At 73.9% G+C, this 20,177-nt stretch carries 12 protein-coding genes; 3 read left to right on the top strand and 9 right to left on the bottom strand.

The window, feature by feature from the left end; genetic code table 11:
* Positions 1-47 precede the first annotated feature (47 nt).
* The 3 genes from NOSIN_RS20780 to eccCa all read right to left on the bottom strand — a co-directional run bounded on the left by NOSIN_RS20780 (position 48) and on the right by eccCa (position 5,764).
* Positions 48-380, bottom strand: coding sequence for a hypothetical protein (locus NOSIN_RS20780; protein ID WP_077692357.1), 333 nt, complete (start codon positions 378-380; stop codon positions 48-50).
* A gap of 297 nt (positions 381-677) precedes the next feature.
* Positions 678-1,805 (bottom strand): hypothetical protein, encoded by a 1,128-nt coding sequence (locus tag NOSIN_RS20775; protein WP_077692356.1) that lies wholly within the window; start codon positions 1,803-1,805, stop codon positions 678-680.
* A gap of 53 nt (positions 1,806-1,858) precedes the next feature.
* Positions 1,859-5,764: a type VII secretion protein EccCa gene (gene eccCa / locus NOSIN_RS20770; RefSeq protein ID WP_236743483.1), complete on the bottom strand. Its 3,906-nt coding sequence runs from the start codon at positions 5,762-5,764 to the stop codon at positions 1,859-1,861.
* Between the two features lie 289 nt (positions 5,765-6,053).
* Here eccCa and eccD point away from each other — a divergent pair, with 289 nt between their 5' ends.
* The gene (gene eccD, locus NOSIN_RS20760) at positions 6,054-7,388 is read left to right on the top strand and encodes a type VII secretion integral membrane protein EccD (protein ID WP_077692353.1); all 1,335 of its coding nucleotides are present in this window, start codon (positions 6,054-6,056) and stop codon (positions 7,386-7,388) included.
* Between the two features lie 379 nt (positions 7,389-7,767).
* Here the strand turns inward: eccD and NOSIN_RS20755 are convergent, their stop codons facing one another.
* Positions 7,768-8,238, bottom strand: coding sequence for a GerW family sporulation protein (locus NOSIN_RS20755; protein WP_077692352.1), 471 nt, complete (start codon positions 8,236-8,238; stop codon positions 7,768-7,770).
* Positions 8,239-8,430: 192 nt separating this feature from the next.
* Here NOSIN_RS20755 and NOSIN_RS20750 point away from each other — a divergent pair, with 192 nt between their 5' ends.
* Complete coding sequence (locus NOSIN_RS20750) at positions 8,431-9,057, top strand: hypothetical protein (protein ID WP_077692351.1); 627 nt, start codon at positions 8,431-8,433, stop codon at positions 9,055-9,057.
* A 26-nt stretch (positions 9,058-9,083) separates the two neighbouring features.
* Here the strand turns inward: NOSIN_RS20750 and NOSIN_RS20745 are convergent, their stop codons facing one another.
* The 5 genes from NOSIN_RS20745 to NOSIN_RS20725 all read right to left on the bottom strand — a co-directional run bounded on the left by NOSIN_RS20745 (position 9,084) and on the right by NOSIN_RS20725 (position 18,285).
* Positions 9,084-11,231: a protein kinase family protein gene (locus NOSIN_RS20745; RefSeq protein ID WP_077692350.1), complete on the bottom strand. Its 2,148-nt coding sequence runs from the start codon at positions 11,229-11,231 to the stop codon at positions 9,084-9,086.
* A gap of 131 nt (positions 11,232-11,362) precedes the next feature.
* The gene (locus NOSIN_RS20740; protein WP_077692349.1) at positions 11,363-13,534 is read right to left on the bottom strand and encodes a serine/threonine-protein kinase; all 2,172 of its coding nucleotides are present in this window, start codon (positions 13,532-13,534) and stop codon (positions 11,363-11,365) included.
* 13 nt (positions 13,535-13,547) lie between these two features.
* Positions 13,548-15,746 carry a WD40 repeat domain-containing serine/threonine protein kinase gene (locus NOSIN_RS20735; protein ID WP_077692348.1) on the bottom strand — a complete coding sequence of 733 codons (2,199 nt, stop codon included), beginning with the start codon at positions 15,744-15,746 and terminating at the stop codon, positions 13,548-13,550.
* Positions 15,747-15,929: 183 nt separating this feature from the next.
* Positions 15,930-17,153, bottom strand: a complete 1,224-nt coding sequence (locus tag NOSIN_RS20730) for a WD40 repeat domain-containing protein (protein ID WP_227014964.1) — start codon at positions 17,151-17,153, stop codon at positions 15,930-15,932.
* 754 nt (positions 17,154-17,907) lie between these two features.
* Positions 17,908-18,285, bottom strand: a complete 378-nt coding sequence (locus NOSIN_RS20725; protein ID WP_077692347.1) for a hypothetical protein — start codon at positions 18,283-18,285, stop codon at positions 17,908-17,910.
* Positions 18,286-18,848: 563 nt separating this feature from the next.
* Here NOSIN_RS20725 and NOSIN_RS20720 point away from each other — a divergent pair.
* On the top strand, positions 18,849-20,135 hold the full coding sequence (locus NOSIN_RS20720) for an MFS transporter (protein ID WP_077692346.1): 1,287 nt from the start codon (positions 18,849-18,851) through the stop codon (positions 20,133-20,135).
* The last annotated feature ends 42 nt before the right edge of the window (positions 20,136-20,177 follow it).

Genomic DNA, 20,177 nt, shown 5'->3' with positions numbered 1-20,177 from the left:
GGGCGGGGGAGGGGAAGCGGCGCGGGGCAGGGCGGCGTGCGGTGCGGTCAGTCCTCGAAGTTGATGTCCCGGTGGGACTCCCAGGGGTGGTCGAAGCCCTCCGAGCTGTCCAGGTCGTTGCGCGCGATCTCCGCCGCGCCCGACTGGACGTTGTCGGCCAGGGCCAGGCCGAGCGCCTGGACGTCGATGAGGGCCTGGGCGGTGTCCTCCTTGAAGGTACCGAACCCGGCTCTGACGTCGTCGTGGCCGGCTGCGCCCCTGGCGTCCTCCATGAGGAGGTCGAACGCGTCCGCGAGTCCGGCCATGGCCGCCGCGAGCGTTTCGGCGTACTCACCGCCCTGCATTCCCTCGATCGGGTTGCCGCCCGCCTCGGTGCTCATGTGGGGGTCTCCTCTCCTCGAACACGGAACTCTCCGGGAGGGGGCGCGACGCCCTCCACGCACGGAAGAACCCGTTCACGGTCGTCGGCCCGGGCGGACCGGATCCGGATGACGGGTGTGACGCGCGGGTGGGGGCAGGAGTTCCGCGGTTTCCGTGAACGGGGGGAATAGTACCGAGAGAGGCGTCGCGTGTGTACTGTTCGCCCCGGATGTTCCCTTCTGTTCATGAGGGACCGCGCCCCGGGGGATCCGACCCCGTGGGGATCCGGGCCTCCTCCCACCGTCCGCCCCGGCGGCTCAGCCGGAGGGGCTCGCGCCGGGATCGGCCTCCGGCGCCTCCTGGGACCAGCGCACCACCAGCGGATAGCCGTCCATGGACGCGTCGTGGAACCGGGGGAAGAGCTCCTCCGTTCCGGCGACCCCGCCCTCCTCCAGGTCGACGCGGTACCACGCCTGCCCGGTCTGGAGGAGCAGGGCGTCGCGCCCGGGCGAGGGCGTGTACTGCACCACCGGGCCACCGCTGTCCTCCAGCAGCCGGGCGGACGTGTGGCTCTGCCCGTCGACGGTCACCAGGTAGGCGCCCGCCGCCGGCTGGGCGCTGTCGGGATCGGGGCCCAGCACGGCGGTCCCCCCGCCCCAGACCGGCGCGTCGTTGAAGGTCAGCCAGAGCCCCTCGCCGGTGTTCATGGAGGCGTTGACGACACTGCCGCCGGTCTCGCGCACCACCAGGACCGGACCGCCCGCCCCGGGCACCCGCCGGGTCGGCACGCTGTCGCGTACGTGCAGGGCTCCGTCCGGTGTGAGCGCCCAGTCGCTCGGACGACGCTGCTCTCCCAGGACGAGCGTGCCCTCCTGCTCCGGGGCGCCGCCGGGGGCGTCCAGCGGAACCGACATCACCTGCGGGGGCCGGGCGGCCTGTTCGTCGGTGGAGACGTACCAGAGCCGGTCGCCGTGGACGACCGGGTGGGACAGCACCTCGCCCGCGGCGGCGCCGACCGACTCCACCGGCTCGTAGGCGGGCGCCGCATCCCCGCCCTCCTCGGCGGCGGCGCCGTCCTCCCCGGGGCCGGTCAGCGCCGCGACGGTGATCGCGGACGGTTCGTCGGTGGCGTAGGCGAAGAACCGCCAGTCCTCGGAGAACTGCGCGTGCACCGGCAGGTCCGGTGCCATGGGGTCCACGGCCCCGTCGGGCAGGTCCAGCTCGTGGAGGGGCTGACCGGTCTCGGGGTCGTGGAACACCAGGACCTGGTCCTTCTCCGGATCGCCGCCCTCGTAGCCGCGGTGCAGCAGGGCGATCCCGACCAGGCCCCGCTCGGCGACCTCCTCCGCCGTCTCCGGAGGGTCCTCCGAACCCGAGGGCGAGCCTTCGCAGGCGGTGACGGCCATCAGGCACACGGCCGAGGCCGTGGCGAGCGAGCGCCGCATGGGTCTGCCTTTCGGAGAGGGGACGGGGACACGCAACCTGTGTGGGGCCGGACCTACGCCGGGGGTTCGCTCCAGCCGACCTGGACCAGGTCCGGGCGCCTGCCGCGCAGCGCCAGTTGCGCACGGCCCTGCGGCAGCGCCTTGGAGGCCGCGCCGTTGGCCAGGCGCCCCTCCATCCGGTCGCCGGAGAACAGCATGCCGGGTGTGGCCATGTCGCTGAGCGACTGGAGGACGGGCTCGAACATGGCCCGGGCCGTGCCGCCCGTGCGCCGTGCCGCGATGACGTGCAGGCCGAGGTCCGCGCCCTGCGGGATGTAGGGCGCCAGCGGTGCGAGCGGGTTGCTGCGCGAGGCGATCATGTCCATGTCGTCCACCACGATGTACAGGTCCAGGCCCTTCCACCAACTGCGTTCGCGCAGTTGCCTGGGGGTCACGTCCGGCCCCGGCAGGCGCTGCTTCAGCGACCCCGCCAGGTTGTCCGCGACCGCCTTGGTCTGCTCCGCGGTGGTGCAGTAGGCCAGCAGGTGGTCCTCGGGGACCAGTTCCAGGTGCGTGCGCCGGAAGTCGACCATCACCACGCCCAGCTCCGTCGACGGCCGTCGGACGATCTGCTCGACCAGGCCGCGCAGCAGCGTCGACTTGCCGGTCTGCGGGTCGCCGAACACCACCAGGTGCGGGTCCCGGTCCAGGTCGGTCGTGGCCGGGGCGAGCGAGCTCTCGGCCATGCCCAGCACGAGCTCCTTGCGCCTGCTCCTGCGGCCCCTGAGGAGCTCGTCCAGCCCGATCCGGGAGGGCAGGGTCCGCACGCCCTGCACCGCCTTCTGCGGCCAGCGCTCGCGGACCCGCCTGACCAGGTCGCGGATCCCGTCCGTGACGTCCTCGTCGTCGGCCACCCCGTCCACGCGCGGCAGCGCCACGTGCGTGTGGTGCTCCTCCGACGTCAGGCCGCGGCCCGGCGTGTCCTTCGGGAGCTCGTCGGCGGCCTTGCGGCCGATCCCCGAGTCCATCGGGTCGCTGAGCCGCAGCTCGAACCGTCCGCCGAACAGCGCCTGGAGGCGGGATCGGACCTGCGACGACGCCGCTCCGGTCAGGATGGTGTGCACGCCCAGGGACGGTCCCCGCGTGGCGATGTCCATCAGGAAGTCGTCCGCCGTGTCGAAGGCGTCGCGGACCGCGGACCACCCGTCGATCATCAGGAACAGGTCGCCCACCACGCTGTCGGGCAGCTTCCCCTCGGCCCGCGCCTGGCGCAGCGCCGCGGGGGAGTCCAGCTTGTGCTTCCTGAACGCCCTCTGCCGGCGGTCCAGGTGCCCCGACACGTCGGTGAGGATCCGCTGCACCCGTTCGGGGTCGGCGCGGCCGGCCACGCCCGCGACGTGCGGGAGCTCGTCCATCGCCTGGAGCGCGCCGCCGCCGAAGTCGATCGCGTACACCGCGACGCGGCCGGGCGGGTACCGCCACGCCAGGCTCGCGATGGCCGTGCGCAGCAGCGTCGACTTGCCGGACTGCGGGCCGCCCAGGACGACGATGTTGCCCTCGCCTCCGGTGAAGTCCAGCTCCGCCGGGATCACACGCTGCTCGCGGGGGATGTCGGTCAGACCGATGACCGCCTTGCACTCGGCCGGGTCGGGCTCGGTGCCCTGCCCGCGCAGGTCGTCGGCCTCGCCGAGGTCGGCCAAGACGGAGTCGAAGGGGAGCATCTCCGGCAGCGGCGGCAGCCAGACCGGCCGCACGGGGTCCGCGCCCGACTCGGCGAGCCGGTCCACGGTGACCTGGAGGGTGGTGCGCTTCTTCCGCTGGGGTCTGTTCTCCTCCTCCTTGGCCCTGATGGAGTCCACGAGCGAGTCCACCAGCGAGTTCGCGCCCGTCACCTTCGACAGGCCGTTGTAGGACAGCAGGGGCAGGACCGGGTCGGCCTCGTCCTTCTCCTCCTCCTGCCGGGGCGGCTCGTAGGGCTGGGAGACCATGGCGGCCTTGAACCGCTCGAAGACGGAGGTGTCCACCTTCAGGTACCCCGAACCCGGTTCGGGCGGCAGGTGGTAGGCGTCGCCCACGCCGATCGCCTCCCGGCTCTCGGCCTCGGAGAAGGTGCGCAGCCCCACCCGGTAGGACAGGTGCGACTCCAGGCCCTTGATCTTGCCCGACTCCAGCCGCTGGGTGGCCAGGAGCAGGTGCACGCCGATGGAGCGGCCGATGCGCCCGATCGCCACGAACAGCTCCGCGAAGTCCGGGTGCGCGGTCAGCAGCTCGGAGAACTCGTCGATGATGATGAGCAGGTGCGGCAGCGGCTCCAGCTCCGGGTCGTCCTCCCTGGCCGCCTCGTAGGCGTGCAGGTTGGGCAGGTTGCCCGCGTTCTTCAGGAGCTGCTGGCGGCGCACCAGCTCGCCGAAGGTCGCCTCGCGGAACCGCGTCACCAGGCCGTCGTCGTCGGCCAGGTTGGTGATCAGGCCGGCGCTGTGCGGCAGCCGGTCGGTGTCGGCGAAGGTCGCGCCGCCCTTGAAGTCCACCAGCAGCAGCGCCAGGTTCTCGGGCGAGTGGTTGATGACCAGCGAGGCCACCATGGTGCGCAGCATCTCCGACTTGCCGGAACCGGTCGCGCCCACCACCAGGCCGTGCGGTCCCATACCGCCGAACGCCGACTCCTTCAGGTCCAGCAGCACCGTGTTCCCGTTCGGGCCGATGCCGATGGGCACCCGCAGGTAGTCGCCGGTGCTGCGCTTGCGCCAGGTCCGCCGGGTGTCCAACTGGGCGACGTCGGGCACCCCAAGGATCTCCGGCAGCCCGACGGTCCCGTGCATGGCGTCGTCGCTGTCGGTGACCGCGATGCCGTACGGGGCCAGCACACGGGCCAGGGAGGTCAGGTGGGCGACGCTGGACCGGTCCGCCCGGCCCTCGATCGGCGGGTACGGGGAGTCCTCGTCCGCGCCCGGGCTCCCCGTGTCCTCGGTGAGCGTGCCGTCGGCCCCGATGTTCAGCCGCAGGTCCACCGCCTCCGGCTCCTCGCGCTTGTCCGAGACCAGGGCGATCACGTGGACGCCCAGGTCGGCCAGGGAGTTCACGGGGGGTTCGGCGTGCAGACCGGACAGGGTGGACTGGTACTCGCCGTCCAGGACGACGACCAGGCGCTGGGTGCCCGGACCGGGCGGCGCGCCCCGGCGCCGCTGCAGGTCGACGGTGCGCCGCTCGATCTCGTCGGAGAGCAGCTCGGCGGCCTGGACGGTGTTCACCGACACGAACCGGGCGGGCAGCGGACCGTCCTCGGCCTCGTCGAAGGTGTTGTGCGGCAGCCACTTCAGCCACTCCCACCTGGGGCGCAGCCTGTTGTCCCGCACCACGCCGATCCGCAGGTCGTGCGGGGAGTGGAAGGTGGCCATCTGCGCGATGAGCGCGCGGGCCAGCCCCCGCCCGGCCTCGCGGTCGCCCACGATCGAGACCACGCCGTGCTCGCGCAGCGGGACGACCAGCGGCATCTCCGGCACGTTCGCGTACAGCTCGATGAGCTGGTCGGCCGAGCCCTGGCAGACGGGGTCGTAGACGATCAGCGGCGACGAGGTGTCGACCTTGAGCTTGAGCCGCCGTGCCAGGGGGCGCGTCCCGGTGCCCGCGCGCAGGTCCAGGAAGTCCGGGTCGGAGGCCCGCCGCTCCCAGCGGCGCGCCCGTGACCGGGCCGGGTCGGTGAGCAGCTCCGGAGCGGGATGGCGGAACGCGTTGTCGGCGCGCTGGGTGGAGGCCACGTCCCGGACGATCCCGCGCAACTGGTCGAGGTAGTCGACGTAGCGCTCGCGCTGCTCGCGGATGCGCTTGCGCGGGCCGTTGTGCTGGGAGACGAACATGATGATGCCGACGACCACGCTGGCCATCATGATCATCACGCCCGCGACGGCCATCAGCGGACGGTGCCCCATGGTGATGGACATCAGGAGGGAGCCCGAACCGGTGATGATCGGCATGATGATCATCGCGCCGGAGCTCGACGCGGGCGGGTTCTCCGGCATCTGCGGTGGGGTCGCGATGACGAGCGGTGTGTTCCCGGGGGCAGCCGGGACGCTTCGAGCCGGGCGGGGGACAGGTCTCGTCGCCACAGGGATCTCTTTCGGTCCGCCTACGGGGGCTGGTCTCTGGGTGACTACGCTAGGAATGATCCCGCGATCCTCGCGAATCTCCTAATTCGTATCCGTCCCTCCCCCCGAGGGCGACGGTCCCTCCCCGAGGGCGACGAGCGCCCGTGACGACGAAGGAACCATTGGTGTGAGTGGATACTGCCGGGTCACGGTCACCGGGCCGGAGCGCTGGGCTGATCTGGCACTTCCCGGAACGGTCCCCGTGGCCACGCTGATGCCGCGCATCATCGAGGTCTGCGCCTCCGAGGAGGAGGGCACCGAGCCCGCGGGGTGGGTGCTGAGCACCGTGGACGGCGTGCCGGTGCACCCGGAGGAGCCGCTGGAGAGCGCGGACGTCCACGACGGCGACGTGCTGGTGCTGGACCGCCGCACCGCGCCGAGCAGGCCCGCGCACGTGGACGACGTCCGCGGCGCGGTCGAGGACCGCGTCGACGAGACGGCGCGCATCTGGAACCCGACGACGACGCTGTCCTTCGGACTCCTCGTGGCCGGAACCGGCCCCCTCGCCCTTCTCCTCCTGATGATGTGGCTCAGCCCCTCCACCGGCCACCTGGCCGTGGCGAGCGTGGGGACGCTCTTCACCATCGCCGTCATGCTGCTCGCCGCCCGGCGGCCGCTGCCCGTCGTCGCCCACGTGCTGTTCGCGGCCTCCTGCGGATGGGGGGCACTGACCGTGGTGCTCGCGGCGGGACTGGTGACCAACACCGGGCCCCTCGTCCAGGCCGCGTTCGGGCTGGCCGGGGCGCTGCTCGTGGCCGTGATCGGCTGGGCCCTGCACGAGACGGGGCTGGCCCACATCGCCGCGCTCGGCGTCGTCACCCTGACCGCGGGGGTGCTGGTGGCCGTCGGCGCCTTCACCGAGCCCGTGCAGGGTGTCCGGGCCATGGGGCTGGCCCTCACCCTGTGCGTCGGGGCGCTGCCGCGCGTGGCGATGGTGATGGGCGGCCTGTCCGGGCTCGACTACGAGGTGGGCCGCACGGGCCAGGTCGCCACGGAGCGGTTCGAGGACACCTTCACCACCAGCGACCGCCTGCTGCTGGGCGTCGTGCTGGGCGCGGCGGTCAGCGGCGGCGCGGTCACCGTGCTGCTGGCCTACCTGGCCGCGGGCCTGCCCGACCTGCTGCTGTGCGGGCTGCTGGCGGTGCTGCTGGTGCTGCGCTCGCGGCTGTTCGACCGGATCCGGCACGTGCTGCCGCTACGCCTGGCCGGTGTGCTCGGGCTGGGCGCCACGGGCGTGGCGGTCGTCGGCGAGTACGCGTTCCTGGCCCCGTGGCTGCCGCTGGCCGCGCTCGTGGCGGGGGTGGTGCTGGGGGTGCTGAGCCGGGTGCGGCTGACCGACGTGCCCCGGGCCTCGCTGCGCCGCCTCCTGAACTGGACCGAGGTCCTGGTGATCATCGCGATGTGCGCGGTGTTCGCGTGGGGGATGGGCCTGTTCGCCTTCGTGCAGCAGATGTCCTCCTAGCGCCGTGCTCTCCTGAGGCTGCGCCGCGCCTCGCCTCGTGCCCGGACGCCGCGGGTACGGGAACCTTCGGCCCCTGTGCGGTGCGCCCGCTCGTACCTCGCGTGCGCATATGCGGGACCTCCGGCGGCCCCGTCGGGGCCCTCGCTGTGTCGTCTTTGAGGCTGCGCTTCGCCTCGTGCTCGGGCGCCGCAGGCACGGGAACCTTCGGCCCCTGCGGTGCGCCCGCTCGTGCCTCACGGGCACACCTGCGCGGCCTCCAGAACCCCGTCGGCGCCCTCGCTGTGCGGTGGCACAGGACCGAGTCCACCGAACAGAACCCAGCGCCGTGGCGCGGAAGCCTGGGGTGCGCGGACACGGGAACCGGTGGGCGCCCGGCGCCTCAGCCGGAGCGCTCCTCCCCGCGGGCCCCCTCCCGCGCGGCCCGGTCGCGACGGCGGCGGCGCGCCTCGCGCACCGAGACACCCACGATGCGGGTGGCCGCGGCGGCCGCGACCACGGCCAGCGGGATGGCGAGCATCGTGGCCGGCTGCCGGATGGCCTGGAACCGGGTTCCGTCGCCGTCGAGCACCAGGAAGCCCGCGGGCCGGATCCGGACGAAGCCCGTGCCCCCGGCGCCGTCCCCGACCGCGGTGAGGAGACGGCTGGAACCCCCGCCCATCGCGGTCAGCGCGGTGACCCGGGCCACCGGGACGACCGTGACGCCCTCCGAGACCACGGGGTCGCCGAACACCGACGTGGAGCGCGCCGACGCGCCGGTGTTGTCGATCAGCCGGGCCAGGGCGGACAGGGCGGGGCTTCCGCGGCGGGCGAGGGCCCCGCGCGTGCGGCGGGCGACGGTGGTGCCTGGCATGGTGGATCCCTCCGGGGACGGACACGGAACTCCACGCTATAGCGCGGACGCCGTGCCACGGGGGCATGCGGGGCTCCCGGTGCGTTCGGGGACCTGTGTCCCGCCAGGTGCGGCGGTCACGGAACGCTGGGTGACGGCCTGTGAGTGCCGGGCGATACGGTGTTCCCCTCACCCCCGAGGAAGGAAACCCCCGTGTCCCCTGCACCCCGCACGCCCAAGAGCGCGGCCGCCCTGGCCGCGGGCCTGCTCCTCCTGCTGACCGCCTGCGGCGGAGGGGAGCCCGAGCAGGCCGCGGAGGCCCCGGACGCCGCGGCGGCCGACACGGAGGAAGCGCCCGCGCAGGCCCCGCGGGAGACCGCCGAACTGCGCGACCCGGTGGAGATGGCCCCCGACAACCTGTGCACCGTGCTCTCCGGGCGGACGCTGGACGGGCTCCTCGGCGCGGAGGACCTGCGCAGTGACCCCCAGGCCACCACGGGGACGCCCGATCCGCAGGACCTGGAGGAGTTCGACCGGCTGAGGATGTCCTGCCTGCTGGTATCGGCGGGCGGGGCCATGCTCCAGTTCGACATGGAGGTCCACGAGGGGCCCTACGTCGGGAGCACCCTTCCCGTCGTCACCGAGGAGGAGGCCGACCCCGGGGTCGACCTCGGCGACTTCGCGGTCACCGGGACCGGTGGAGACGGGGCGGAGGTCACCGTGGTGGAGGGCCAGGTCCTCGTGTACGTCGACTACTCGCGGATGGGGGGAGGCGACGAGGACGAGATGCTCGACGGCGCCCTCCTGGCGGCCGAGGAACTGCTCGCCTCGGTCGGCTAGCTCCGAGGCGGCCCGGGCGGGGACGCCTAGAACAGCGGTGGTCCGAGGGGCTCCAGGGTCTGCGCGTCCACCAGGGCGACACGGTCCTCCGGGGTGACCGCCGCCAGCACCTCGCCCCCGGGATGGACGGACACGCTCCTGAAGGGGACGGCGTCCCCGTTCCCGGCGAAGAGGTCCTCGCCGGTCTCCACGTCCCACACGTGGCTGCTGTGGCGGGTCTCGCCGTCGGCGAAGCCCCCCTCGACGTGGAACCAGCTCGCGTAGACCCTGGACCCGTCGGGCGAGAGCTCGGCCCCCAGGTAGTACGGGTCCTCCACGTCGGCGAACCCCGGGAGCCGGAAGGACGCCACCTCGGCGCGCTCGGCGTAGTCCCACCACACGATCCGGTCGCCGTCGAGGTGGAGCACCTCGTCGCTGCCGGGCACGACCGTGAAGCTGTGGTGGGATACCCCGCGCACGGTGTGCAGCTCCTCGCCGGTCTCCGTGTCCCAGACGGTGACCGTGCCGCCGTCGTTGGTGGCCACGCGCCCGGAACCCGCGAACTCCGCCTCGAAGGCGAGCGCGGGGGCGACGGCGCCGGTCCGCTCGCCGGTCCGCGTGTCCACCAGGCCCACGTTCCCCGCGTCCACGTCCCCGCCCGGCTCCAGGGCCACGCCCAGCAGCGACCCGTCGGGGCTGAAGGACACGCTCCCGGCGTCGCGCGGCCGGGCGGGCCAGGCGCCGTCCACCGGGCCCCGCTGCGGGCCCAGGTGCGGGGCGGCGGTCCCCGACGGCAGGTCGAAGGTGGTCGCCACCGACACCGGGTACTCCTGGTCCCCGTACTCGGTGGGCACGATCGCGGCGACCACGCACCCCACGGGCGCGAACACCGGGCCCGTTCCGGGGAGCACCGAGTCCGAGGGCCGGGCGACCTCCTCGCGCTCACGCCAGTCCCACACCATGAGCCCGGTGTCGGACGCGGTGACGGCCAGCAGGTCCCCGTCGGGGCTGAACGCCGTGTCCCACGCGGTCACCTGCTCCCCGTCCGCCCCGGCCCCGGGAGCCGGGTACCCGACACCGTCCCGGCACGCGGCGTCGGTGACCACGCCGGCCCCCTCCCCGGAGCCCTCCTCCGCCGCGGAGCCCTCACCCTCCCCGGAGGCCGGCTCGCGGTACTCCCACACGGCGACCCCGGCGACCACGGCCAGGGCGAGGCCGGCGGCGGACAGCGCCAGGACACGTGCGACCCGGCTCTCCTCCCCGGTTCCATGGCCCGCACCACCGCCGTCACCAACGGTCCCGTCGGTCCCCTCGGTCCCGTGAGTTCCTTCAGTCTCCTCCGTGCTGTCCGTTCCACCGTCCCTGCCCGCTCCACCGGTCTCCCCGGCGCCCAGGGCCTCGCGCTGGCGCCCGGCCGCCTCACGGATGGAGGCGAGCACCTCCGGCGGCCACGGCCCCGGGTCGAGGGCCCCGTCGCCGCCGAGCATGCGCACCAGGTCGGAGGAGCTGGGCCGCAGTGCCGGGCCCCGGCGCAGACAGGCGTCCACCAGCCCTCGCAGTTGGAGCGGGATCCGGGGGAGCCCGGGCGCGCCCTCCACCCCGCTCGCCGCGAACGACACCGTGGCCGCCCATGTGAAAACGTCCGTGGCCGGGGCGGTCCCGCCCTCGGGCGCGACGAAGGACGGGTGCGGCGCGCGCCGCCCGGGGTCGGCCAGAGCCCACTCCAGGCCGGGATCGGCGAGCAGCGCCGACCCCCGGGAGAGCACGACGCCCTCCGGCCACAGCGATCCGTGGGCGCGGCCCGCCGCGTGCAGGTCGGCGAGTCCCCGTGCCAGGGCGAGCGCCAGGCCGTACAGCGCTTCCGCGGGCAGCGGACCGTGTTCGCGCACCAGGTCGGCCAGGGCGGGGCCGGGCGGCCGGTCCACCGCGGCCCACGGGACCGCGCCGCCGGTGTCGGCGGCGCGCAACCGGCACACGTACGGGCTCTCCCACCCGGACGCGTCCGCGACCATCCGGGCGAACGCCTCGCGGAAGCGGGCGTCGGCGGTGTGCTCAGCGCGCACGACACGCACGGCGACGGGGTCCCCGCCGGCCGCCGCCGCCAGGTAGGCGCGTACGTACGCGTCCTCGCCCAGGCGGGCGTGGAGGCGGTAGGGGCCGACGGCGGGCGGGTCGTGGGGGTGGAGGGGGAGCATGGGGCCTCACAGTGTCATGGCGGTGGGCGGACCGGTCGGGACCGCCGGGTCGGCCGGGACCACCGGACCGGTCCGAACCGGCGGACGGCCGCGGTCGACAGGACGGTCGCGTCGGCGGGGCGGCACGGGAGTCAGCCGACGGTGTCGACCAGGCTCAGGTCCGCGGGGTCCAGGATCCGCAGGGGCGCCTGCTCCGGGGGCAGGCCCGTGACCACCTCGCCCTCGGGGTGCACGGTGATCCAGCCGACGTACTCCTCGTCCTCCCGCGCGGTCAGCTCCCTCCCGCTGGAGAACTCCCACACCTTCGTCCCGTAGAGTTCACGGCTCTCCCGCGAGACGATCAGGTCCCCGGAGGTGTAGCTGGCGTACAGCCGGTCGGCCGCCGGGTTCAGGGCGATCTCGCTCAGCCCGTTCTCCGGCGCGACGGCGGGTGCGAGAACCCGCGGCTCCCCGCCGTCGAGGAAGTTCTCGTGGACGACGCCGCCCCCGGCCATGTACAGGAGGTCGCCGTCGTCGCCCGGCAGCTCCAGGTTGTTGCCGAACCCCGGATCGGCGCCCTCGGCCGTCAGGAGCCGCTCCCCGCTCCGGGCGTCCCACACCCCCACGGCGCCCGCGTGGTTGACCGCGGCCACGTACGCGCCGTCCGGGGAGACCGTGACGCTGTGGGGGCCCTCGACCCCGTCGTAGACCCCGGTGACCTCGTCGGTCTCCAGGTCGACCCGGAGCAGGGCGGAGCCGAACGCGCCGTCGTCGGACAGCAGCAGCTCCTCACCGTCCCCGGAGAAGGCCATCGCGCCGACGTTCGTGCCCTCCTGGTACACCCTGTACCCGCCCGTCTCGATGGTGTACACGTGCGCGCCGTCCTCGGCGGCGTAGCCGATCCGGCACCCGTCGGGGCTGAGGACGGGTGTGCCGTCCAGGGGCGCGATCTCCGCCTCGATCCGGGCGATCTCGACGCCCTCCCGCCAGTCCCACAGCACCAGCCCCTCGGTGCCGCCCGCCGCGAGGACCCCTCCGTCGGCGGAGAACGCGGTACTGACCATCGAGGTCGACGGCAGGCTCGGCGGGTCCTGGGCGGCCCGGGCGAACTCGGGGGCGATGTGCTCGGTGATGTCGCAGCTCTCCCGCCGGCCGGGCTCCTCCGGGGAGGGCGCCTCCTCCCCGCCGCCGGAACCGGCCGTCGCCCATGTGCCCACACCGGCGGTGAGCAGCAGCGCGGCCGCCGCCGCTCCGGCCGCCAGGAGGCGCCGCCTCCGGCGCCGGAGGCCGTCCTCCGGAGGGGGACCGGCTCCCACGGCCGTCCCGGGACCGGCGGGGACTCCCGCCCCGTCCCCTCCGACAAGGCCTCCCGCCCCGTCCGCTCCGGCGGGGCCCTCCGCCACCTCCGTCCCGGCGGAGCCCACCGTCTCCTCCGCTCCCGCGGACCCGACGGCGTCCCGGTACTCCCGGCCGACCTCCTCCATGACCCCGACGGCCGGCGGAGGCAGCCAGGATCCGGCGTCGTCCGCGGGTGCGACGGGCCCGCCCAGGGACTCCAGTACCTGTGCGGCGTCGGGGCGCCGGCCGGGGGCCTTGTCCAGGCACGCGGCGACGAGTTCGCGCAGCGACTCGGGCACCCCCGTGAGCACCGGGTCCCGGTTGGCGATGCGGTACATCACCGCCGAGGGGTGGCCCTCGCCGAACGGGCCGGTACCGGTCAGCGCGTACACGACCAGCCCGCCGAGCGCGAACACGTCCGAGGGCGGGCCGCCCGGCTCCCTCCGGACGTCCTCCGGCGCCATGTAGCCGGGCGTGCCGATGATCCGGCCGCCCTCCTCCCCCACGAGGCGGGCGATACCGAAGTCGATCACCTGCGGACCGGCCGCGGAGACCATCACGTTTCCGGGCTTGAGGTCGCGGTGGACCATCCCGCCCGCGTGCACGCGCTCCAGGGCCTGGGCGACGCCGCGTGCGGCGAACCGCACCGCCCGCTCGGGCAACGGGCCGGTGAGCTGCACGAGGTCGTGCAGGGAGGGGCCCATCACGTACTCGGTGGCCATCCAGGGCGTCCGCCCGGCGGGGTCGGCGGCCAGCACCCGCGGCGTGTGGGCGCCGTGCACCTGGCGGACGAGGGCGAGTTCGCGCGCGAAGCGCTCTCGAAAGTCCGGGTCGTAGGCGTACTCGGCGCGCACCACCTTGACGGCGGCGGCCCCGCCCCGCGGGTCCAGCCCCAGGTAGACGCGGCCCATGCCGCCGACGCCCAGCAGGGCGACGGTCCGGTACGGACCGACCCGGCGCGGGTCGCCGGGGACGAGGTGTCGCATGGGTCCTTCCCGGTCAGGTCAGCTCGTTGACGATGGCGTAGTCGGAGCCGAGGACCAGCACGCGCCCGCCGCCGTCGGCGACCGTGGCCAGGTACTCGTCCTCGGGATGGGAGCCCATGGGGGCGTACACCGACACGTCGGCGTCGCGGAGGAGTTCACCGCTCCGGGCGTCCCACACGCTGCCCCGGTCCTCGACCCAGCCGTAGGCCCCCGCGTACACCCGGGAGCCGTCGGCGGAGTAGCCGACGCCGGTGATGGTCTCCTGCCTCCCGGAGGGCTCGGCGAGGGGGAGGACGACCTCTCCGGTGGCCAGGTCGACGATGTCGATCCGGCGCTCCCCGCTCTGGAGCGCCATGGTGCGGCTGTCGGGGGACAGCGCGAAGGAGTAGGAGTCCCCGCCCCCGAACAGGTGGAGGCGCTCGCCGGTCGCGGGATCCCACACGGCGACGCCGACGTGCTCCTCGTAGCCGGGTTCCATGACGGTCCCGACCAGCAGGGAGTCGTCCGGGGTGTAGCTCAGGCGGGTGAGGACGCCGTCGACGGGGAACTCCACCTCGGGGGTGCCCGACGCCACGTCCCAGACCTGGATGAGGCGGTCCCCGTCCGGGACGCCGCCCTCGGCGGCGAGCACGGCCACCCGGGACCCGTCGGAGGTCAGGGCGGGCATGTCGTAGAAGCCGAGGCCCCGGTTGTCCTCGCCGAAGCTGTTGACCTCGTTGTCGCTGGTGCCGTCCCAGACGCGGATCATGTCGCTGTAGGCGGCGGCCACGTGGTCGTCCGCACCGATCTGGGCGCCGCCGGGGACGGGTTCGAACACGTCGACGGGTTCGCCCGTCCGCCAGTCCCACGCGGACAGGGACATCCCGAACACGTAGAGGGTCTCGCCGTCGGCGGAGAAGTCGACCTCGTAGATCCACCCCTCGAGGTCGGCCTCGGGCGCGCCGTCCCCCGACGGCCCGCCGGAGGGCCGGGGCTCCTCTGAGGGCCCGGCGGAGGGGGCGCCGGGGGCGGAGGCACCCCAGGGGTCGGCCACGGCCAGCGTGGCGGCGGTGGCGCAGACGGCCAGGGCGGCCGCGGCGGCGGAGACGGCGGTGGCGCGGCGCCGCCACCACGGGCGGTCGGGCCGCTCCCCGGCCGGGGAGCCCCCTGAGGCGTCCTCCGGGGCGTCCGCCGAAGCGCCCTCCGGGATACCCGCCGAAGTGTCCTCTGAGGCGTTCTCCGGGGTGCTCTCCGGGGCGTCGCCGGAGCCGGGGTATGCCCCAGTGGTGTCCGTGGACGGCCGCTGCCCGGAACCGGCCATCGGTACGGTGGTGCGCTCGGCCTCGTCGGCCCGCCGGGACTCGTCCTCCCGCGCCTCGATCTGCTGGGTGACCGGGGAGGGGAGCCAGCCGTGCTCGGCCGGGGGCAGCGGCAGTTCGGACAGTCCTCGCACGACCTCCTCGACGCCGGGGCGCCACCCGGGGTCCTTGGCGAAGCAGCGGGCGAGCAGGTCGCGTACCGGCCCCTCGGGGACCGCGTCCAGGCGGGGATGCCCGGACATGACCCGGCGCAGTACCGCGGCGGCCGGTCCGGAGCCGAACGGGGGTTCGCCACTGGCGGCGAAGACCACCGAGCCCGCCAGGGAGAACACGTCGCTGAGGGGGGTGACGCCCTGGCCGACGACCTGCTCGGGGGAGGTGTAGGCCGGCGTGCCGAAGGTCTGGCCGGTACGGGTGAGGACGGTGCCCTCGACGGCGCGGGCGATACCGAAGTCGATCACCTGCGGGCCGCGCGGGGAGAGCAGCACGTTGCCGGGCTTGAGGTCGCGGTGCATGAGCCCGGCCGCGTGGATGGTCTCCAGGGCGCGGGCCAGGCCCAGCGCCAGGACCAGCAGCGACGGTTCCGGGAAGGGGCCGCCCGCCAGCACCGCCTCCTTGAGGGTGGGGCCGGGGACGTACTCGGTGGCCATCCACGGCACGTCCGCGTCGGGGTCGGCGTCCACGACGGCGGGGGTGAAGGGGCCGCGGACGCTCCGGGCGACGCGGATCTCCCGGGCGAACCTCGCACGGAACAGGGTGTCGTGGGCGAGTTCCTCCCTGACCGCCTTGAGGGCGCCCAAGTGGCCGTCGGGGGTGCGCGCCAGGTACACCCTGCCCATGCCGCCGGAGCCGAGACGGGCCAGGACCCGGTACGGGCCGATGCGGTGGGGGTCGTCGGAGGCGAGGGGCTGCACGGCGGTACGTGTTCCTCACTGCGTCGAGAGGACGGTGCCTGATCCCACCGTTTCGGAAGGGGTGGTGGGGATGTCCCAATGTAGCGGTCCGGGGAGTCGCGTCCCAGGGCCGGCCCGGATCCGGCCCCGGGCCCGGCGGCGGGGGAGGAGGGCGCCCGCCGCGCCCCGCGGGCGCCCTCCGGTTCAGTCGGTGAGCACGTTGAGCAGGGACAGGTCCGTGTCGTAGACCGCGATGTCGCCCGTCCCCGTCCGCAGGCCCGCCACCCGCGAACCGTCCTTGGACAGGGCCATGGGGAACACGCGTGGCAGGTCCGGGCCCAGGGCGACCTCGGTCGCCGCACCGTACTCCCACGCCACCATGTCGCCGGTGTCGTTGACGGGGTCCAGGCGGGCCGCGAACACCCGGCCGCTCGCGGCGCTGTAGGCGACGTCCACCAGGACTCCCCCGCTGGTGTCGGGGACGTACTCGCGCTTGACCTCGTCGGTCGCCGGGTCCACCAGGAGCACTCTGCCGGAACGGATGAGCAGCACGCCCGAGCCGTCCGGGAGGAGGTCGAACGCGCCCGCGCCCACACCCGCGCGGTCCAGGACCAGGCCCGTCGGCGAGGGGACGCCGGTGCTCCACACGGTGACCCCGCCGCCGTCCTCGCCGCCCGCCACCACGCTGCCGTCGAGCGAGTACCTGATCGAACCCAGCGTGGCGGAACCGGACAGCCGGTCCTCCAGATCCCAGGTCACGGTGTCGTACAGGTGCAGGAGCCGGCCGTCGGGATCGCTCCGCACGCCCAGCGCGAGCGAGGAGCCGTCCGGGCTGAAGGTGACGGACCGCACTGCCCCGCCCTCACCGACGGTCCTCCTCCCGCCGGTCGCCAGGTCGACGACGACGGCGCCGTGCGGGGTGCCGTAGGCGAGCAGGCAGCCGTCGGAGCTGAACGTCGCGGGGGTCGGAGGTACGGAGGAGGACTCGTGGTCGATCCGGGCGAGGACCCGTGACTCCCGCCAGTCCCACAGGGTCACCGTGTCGATCTGGGAGACGGCCAGGACGGAGCCGTCCGGGGAGAAGGACAGCTTGAGGGGGATCTCGTCGGAGAAGGCGACCTGGGGATCCTCCGGCGGCGCGAGGCTGTCGGAGACGGTCCAGGCGGACGCGGAGCAGGCCTCGGCGCCGGCGGCCGCCGTTCCCTCGGGGGGCCGGGGCGGGGCGGTGAAGGCGTACAGGCCCGCGCCCGCGAGGAGGACCGCCACACCGGTGAGGGCGGCCGCGCGCAGCAGGACGCGGCGTCCCCGCCGGAGCCGTGGTCCGGTGGCGGGCACGTCGGAGCCGCCTGGTACGCCGCCGGGACCGGGACGGGCGTAGGAACGGAAACCCCCGAGGCCGAGGGGCTCGTCGGGGTTGAGGGGGCGCATGGGTCCTCTGAGGTGGTTCAGGGGGTGATCGAGGACGGCCCGCCGGGGTTCGGGCCGGTGCGTGTGCCCGGAAATGTGTCAGCAGTCACCGTAACCCGTGGGCGATCCACGTGGGGCACAACTTCGGATGGTTCAGAGGGGTTGTATGCCCATATGTGGGGGTTTGATGCCGTAGGTCGGAAGATCTGTTCTGCCGGGTGACCGCCTCCCCGTCGGAGCCCCCGCCGGGCGGCCCTCACATCGGGCGGTCCTCACGCCGGACGGTCTTCACGCCGGGCGGCCCTCACATCGGGCGGTCCTCACGCCGGACGGTCTTCACGCCGGGCGGCCCCCACACCGGGTGGGACTCACATCGGGCGGTCCTCACGCCGGGCGGTCCTCACACTGGGTGGAATCCGCGTCGGCGGAGCCCGTGGCACGGGCGGGGACGCGGGGAGTCCAAGACGCGGGGCACCCCTGGCGCGGGCCGCTCTCGAAGCGGCGCGAGGGGCGGGGAGGAGCGGGCCGGTGTTCGGGTCCCGCCGGCCGGAGCGGGACCCTCCCGCCCGTGACGGGGCGCCTGGCGTGGGAGCGCCCGTGTCCGGGTTCCGGGCACGGGACGCCCGATGCGCGGGTGTTCGGTGCGCCTGGTGCGGAAGCAGGCCTCTCCCGTCGCCGGTCGGATCACCGGGGGAGGGCCGGGGGCGCGGGTGGAGCCGTGCCGGTGCCTGGAGCCGCAGTGCCCTGGAGTCGGCTCAGGAGCACCGGGAGGGTCTCAGGCGGCGACCGTGTGGCTGATGACGGAGCCGTGTCCGTACACGGGCTCCGGTCCCCGTGCGAAGGGGTTGAGGAGCTCGGCGGCGCCGGCGGGGTCGCTCGCGGGGTGGGAGATGGGCCCGCCGTGGAACAGGTCGTTCCAGAAGAAGCGGCCGTCGCGGCACCAGACGTTGACGTCGCGCTGGACCGAGACGACGGCCAGTTCGGAGGTGCCCGACCAGTAGAACTGGCGAGGAGTCAGGGAGGCGAGTTCGTTCAGCAGTGCCGTGATCGCGCGCTCGGCGCAGAAGGAGTGGCGAGGCTTGTGCTTGATTCGCCTGGCGAGGGCCGACTTCACCCTGGAGGCCCGGGGATTGTTCAGGCGCCAGTGACTCAAGGTCGTCTCCATTGGTCTAGGTTGCCGCGGTGGTGACTGTGCCGCATGTGCGGCCACGTCGCCGCGGTTCGAGGTGCGCCGCCAGCCGGCGGGTTCCCTCCACAAAGTTGGTGAGGCCCGAACGATGTCGTTACCTCGTAGTTATTCTTTGCGCTCCGGATGCTAGCAGCAACTGACCCCCGGTAGTCGAGGCTTCTTGGAGTGACCAATATCACATTTAACGAAACCATATCAACTGCGCGTCATCAAGAACCACCAGGTCAGCGCGGGTATTTCGTTCGTGCGTCCGACTCCTGGATGCGGGGGAAAAGATGTCCGCTTGCACGCGGGATGTCGTGAGTCTCACCCGTTTTGGCAACTCTTGGCTTGTTCTGTGTCGCTCTCAGTGACTCTGTGCAGGTTACGCGCCCTTGACCCGATCAAACATGGGCTTTGCCGGCCCCGTGCCCTGGTATGCCACGGGTGTTACGTCCGGTTTCGCCCGCCCCTCGCCCCGGTGTATGAGGCGGTCCGCCGCTTGGAGGACACTGGGAAGGTCGTACGAAACGGAGAGAAGTCGCCCAGTGGCACAGACCGATACATCCGATGAGCGGACTACAGCATCCGGGGGCGCCGTCCCCACGGGGCCCGTGGGCGGTGCCCGCGCCTGGCTCGTGTGGGCCGTCGCCGTGGGCGGGTACTTCCTGGCGATGCTGCACCGCAACGGCCTCGGCGTGGCCGCCCTGGAGGCGCAGGCGCGCTTCGACGCGGGCCCCGCGCTCCTGTCCCTGCTGCCGATGCTGCAACTCCTGGTGTACGTGCTCCTCCAGGTGCCCGCCGGTCTGCTCGCCGACCGGCTCGGCCCGCGCTACACGCTCGTGATGGGCATGGTGGCGATGATGGTCGGGTCGTGCCTGTTCGCGCTGGCCCCCGGCATCGGGACGGCGGTGGCCGGGCGGTTCCTCGTCGGGGTCGGCGACGCCCTGGTGTTCCTCAACGTCATCCGGTTGGCCGCCCTGTGGTTCCCGCGCTCGCGCTACGCCCTCATCAGCGGGCTCACCGGCGTGGTCGGCGGAACCGGCCAGGTGGCCAGTGCCGCGCCGCTGGCGTGGGCCCTGGACGGGATCGGCTGGGTGGCCGCGTTCCTGAGCACCGCGGCCCTGACCGCGCTGATGGCCCTCCTGATGCTGCTGGTCGTGCGCGACCGGCCGGCCGGGGCGGCGGGGCGGTCCACGGTCGCCGACCCGATCCCGGTGTGGGCCGCGCTCAAGGAGGCGCTGCGCACACGCGGCCCGCTGATCGGCATGGCCCACCACGCGGCCGTCATGGCGCCGTTCACGATGATGATGGTGCTGTGGGGCTACCCGTTCCTCGTGGGCGGCCTGGGACTGCCCGAGGGCACGGCCGCCCTCACCCTCACGGCCCTGGCCGCGGGCGGGCTGTGGCTGGCCCCGTTCGCCGGTGTCGTGATCGGCCGCAGGCCCGGTGTGCGCGGGGCGCTGGCCCTCACGCTGGGAACGGTGCTGAGCCTGGGCTGGCTGCTGCTGGTGGTGTGGCCCGGAGGGCCTCCCGTGGCCCTGGGGCTGACGGTGATGGCGGCCAGCGCGGTGGGGCAGACCCTGGCGCCGACGGTCTCCTTCGACTTCGCGCGCGACGGCATCCCCGCGAGCCGGACCGGGGTCGCCTCGGGCCTGGTGAACATGAGCGGCTTCACCACCGCCGTGGTGTGCACCGTGGCGGCCGGCGCGGTCCTACAGGCACTGCCGGACGAGCCGGAGTCGTACCAGGTGGCGTTCGTGCCGATGTGCGTGACCACGGCGTGCGCGACCGCGGTGCTGTACTTCTTCATCCTGCGCCGCTCCCGCGCCTAGCGCGGGGCCCGGCTCCGGATCCCGCTCCCGGACTCCCGGCCG

The sequence above is a fragment of the Nocardiopsis sinuspersici genome, assembly GCF_001998325.1.
Taxonomy (GTDB): domain Bacteria; phylum Actinomycetota; class Actinomycetes; order Streptosporangiales; family Streptosporangiaceae; genus Nocardiopsis; species Nocardiopsis sinuspersici.
This window is presented reverse-complemented; position numbering and strand designations above follow the sequence as displayed.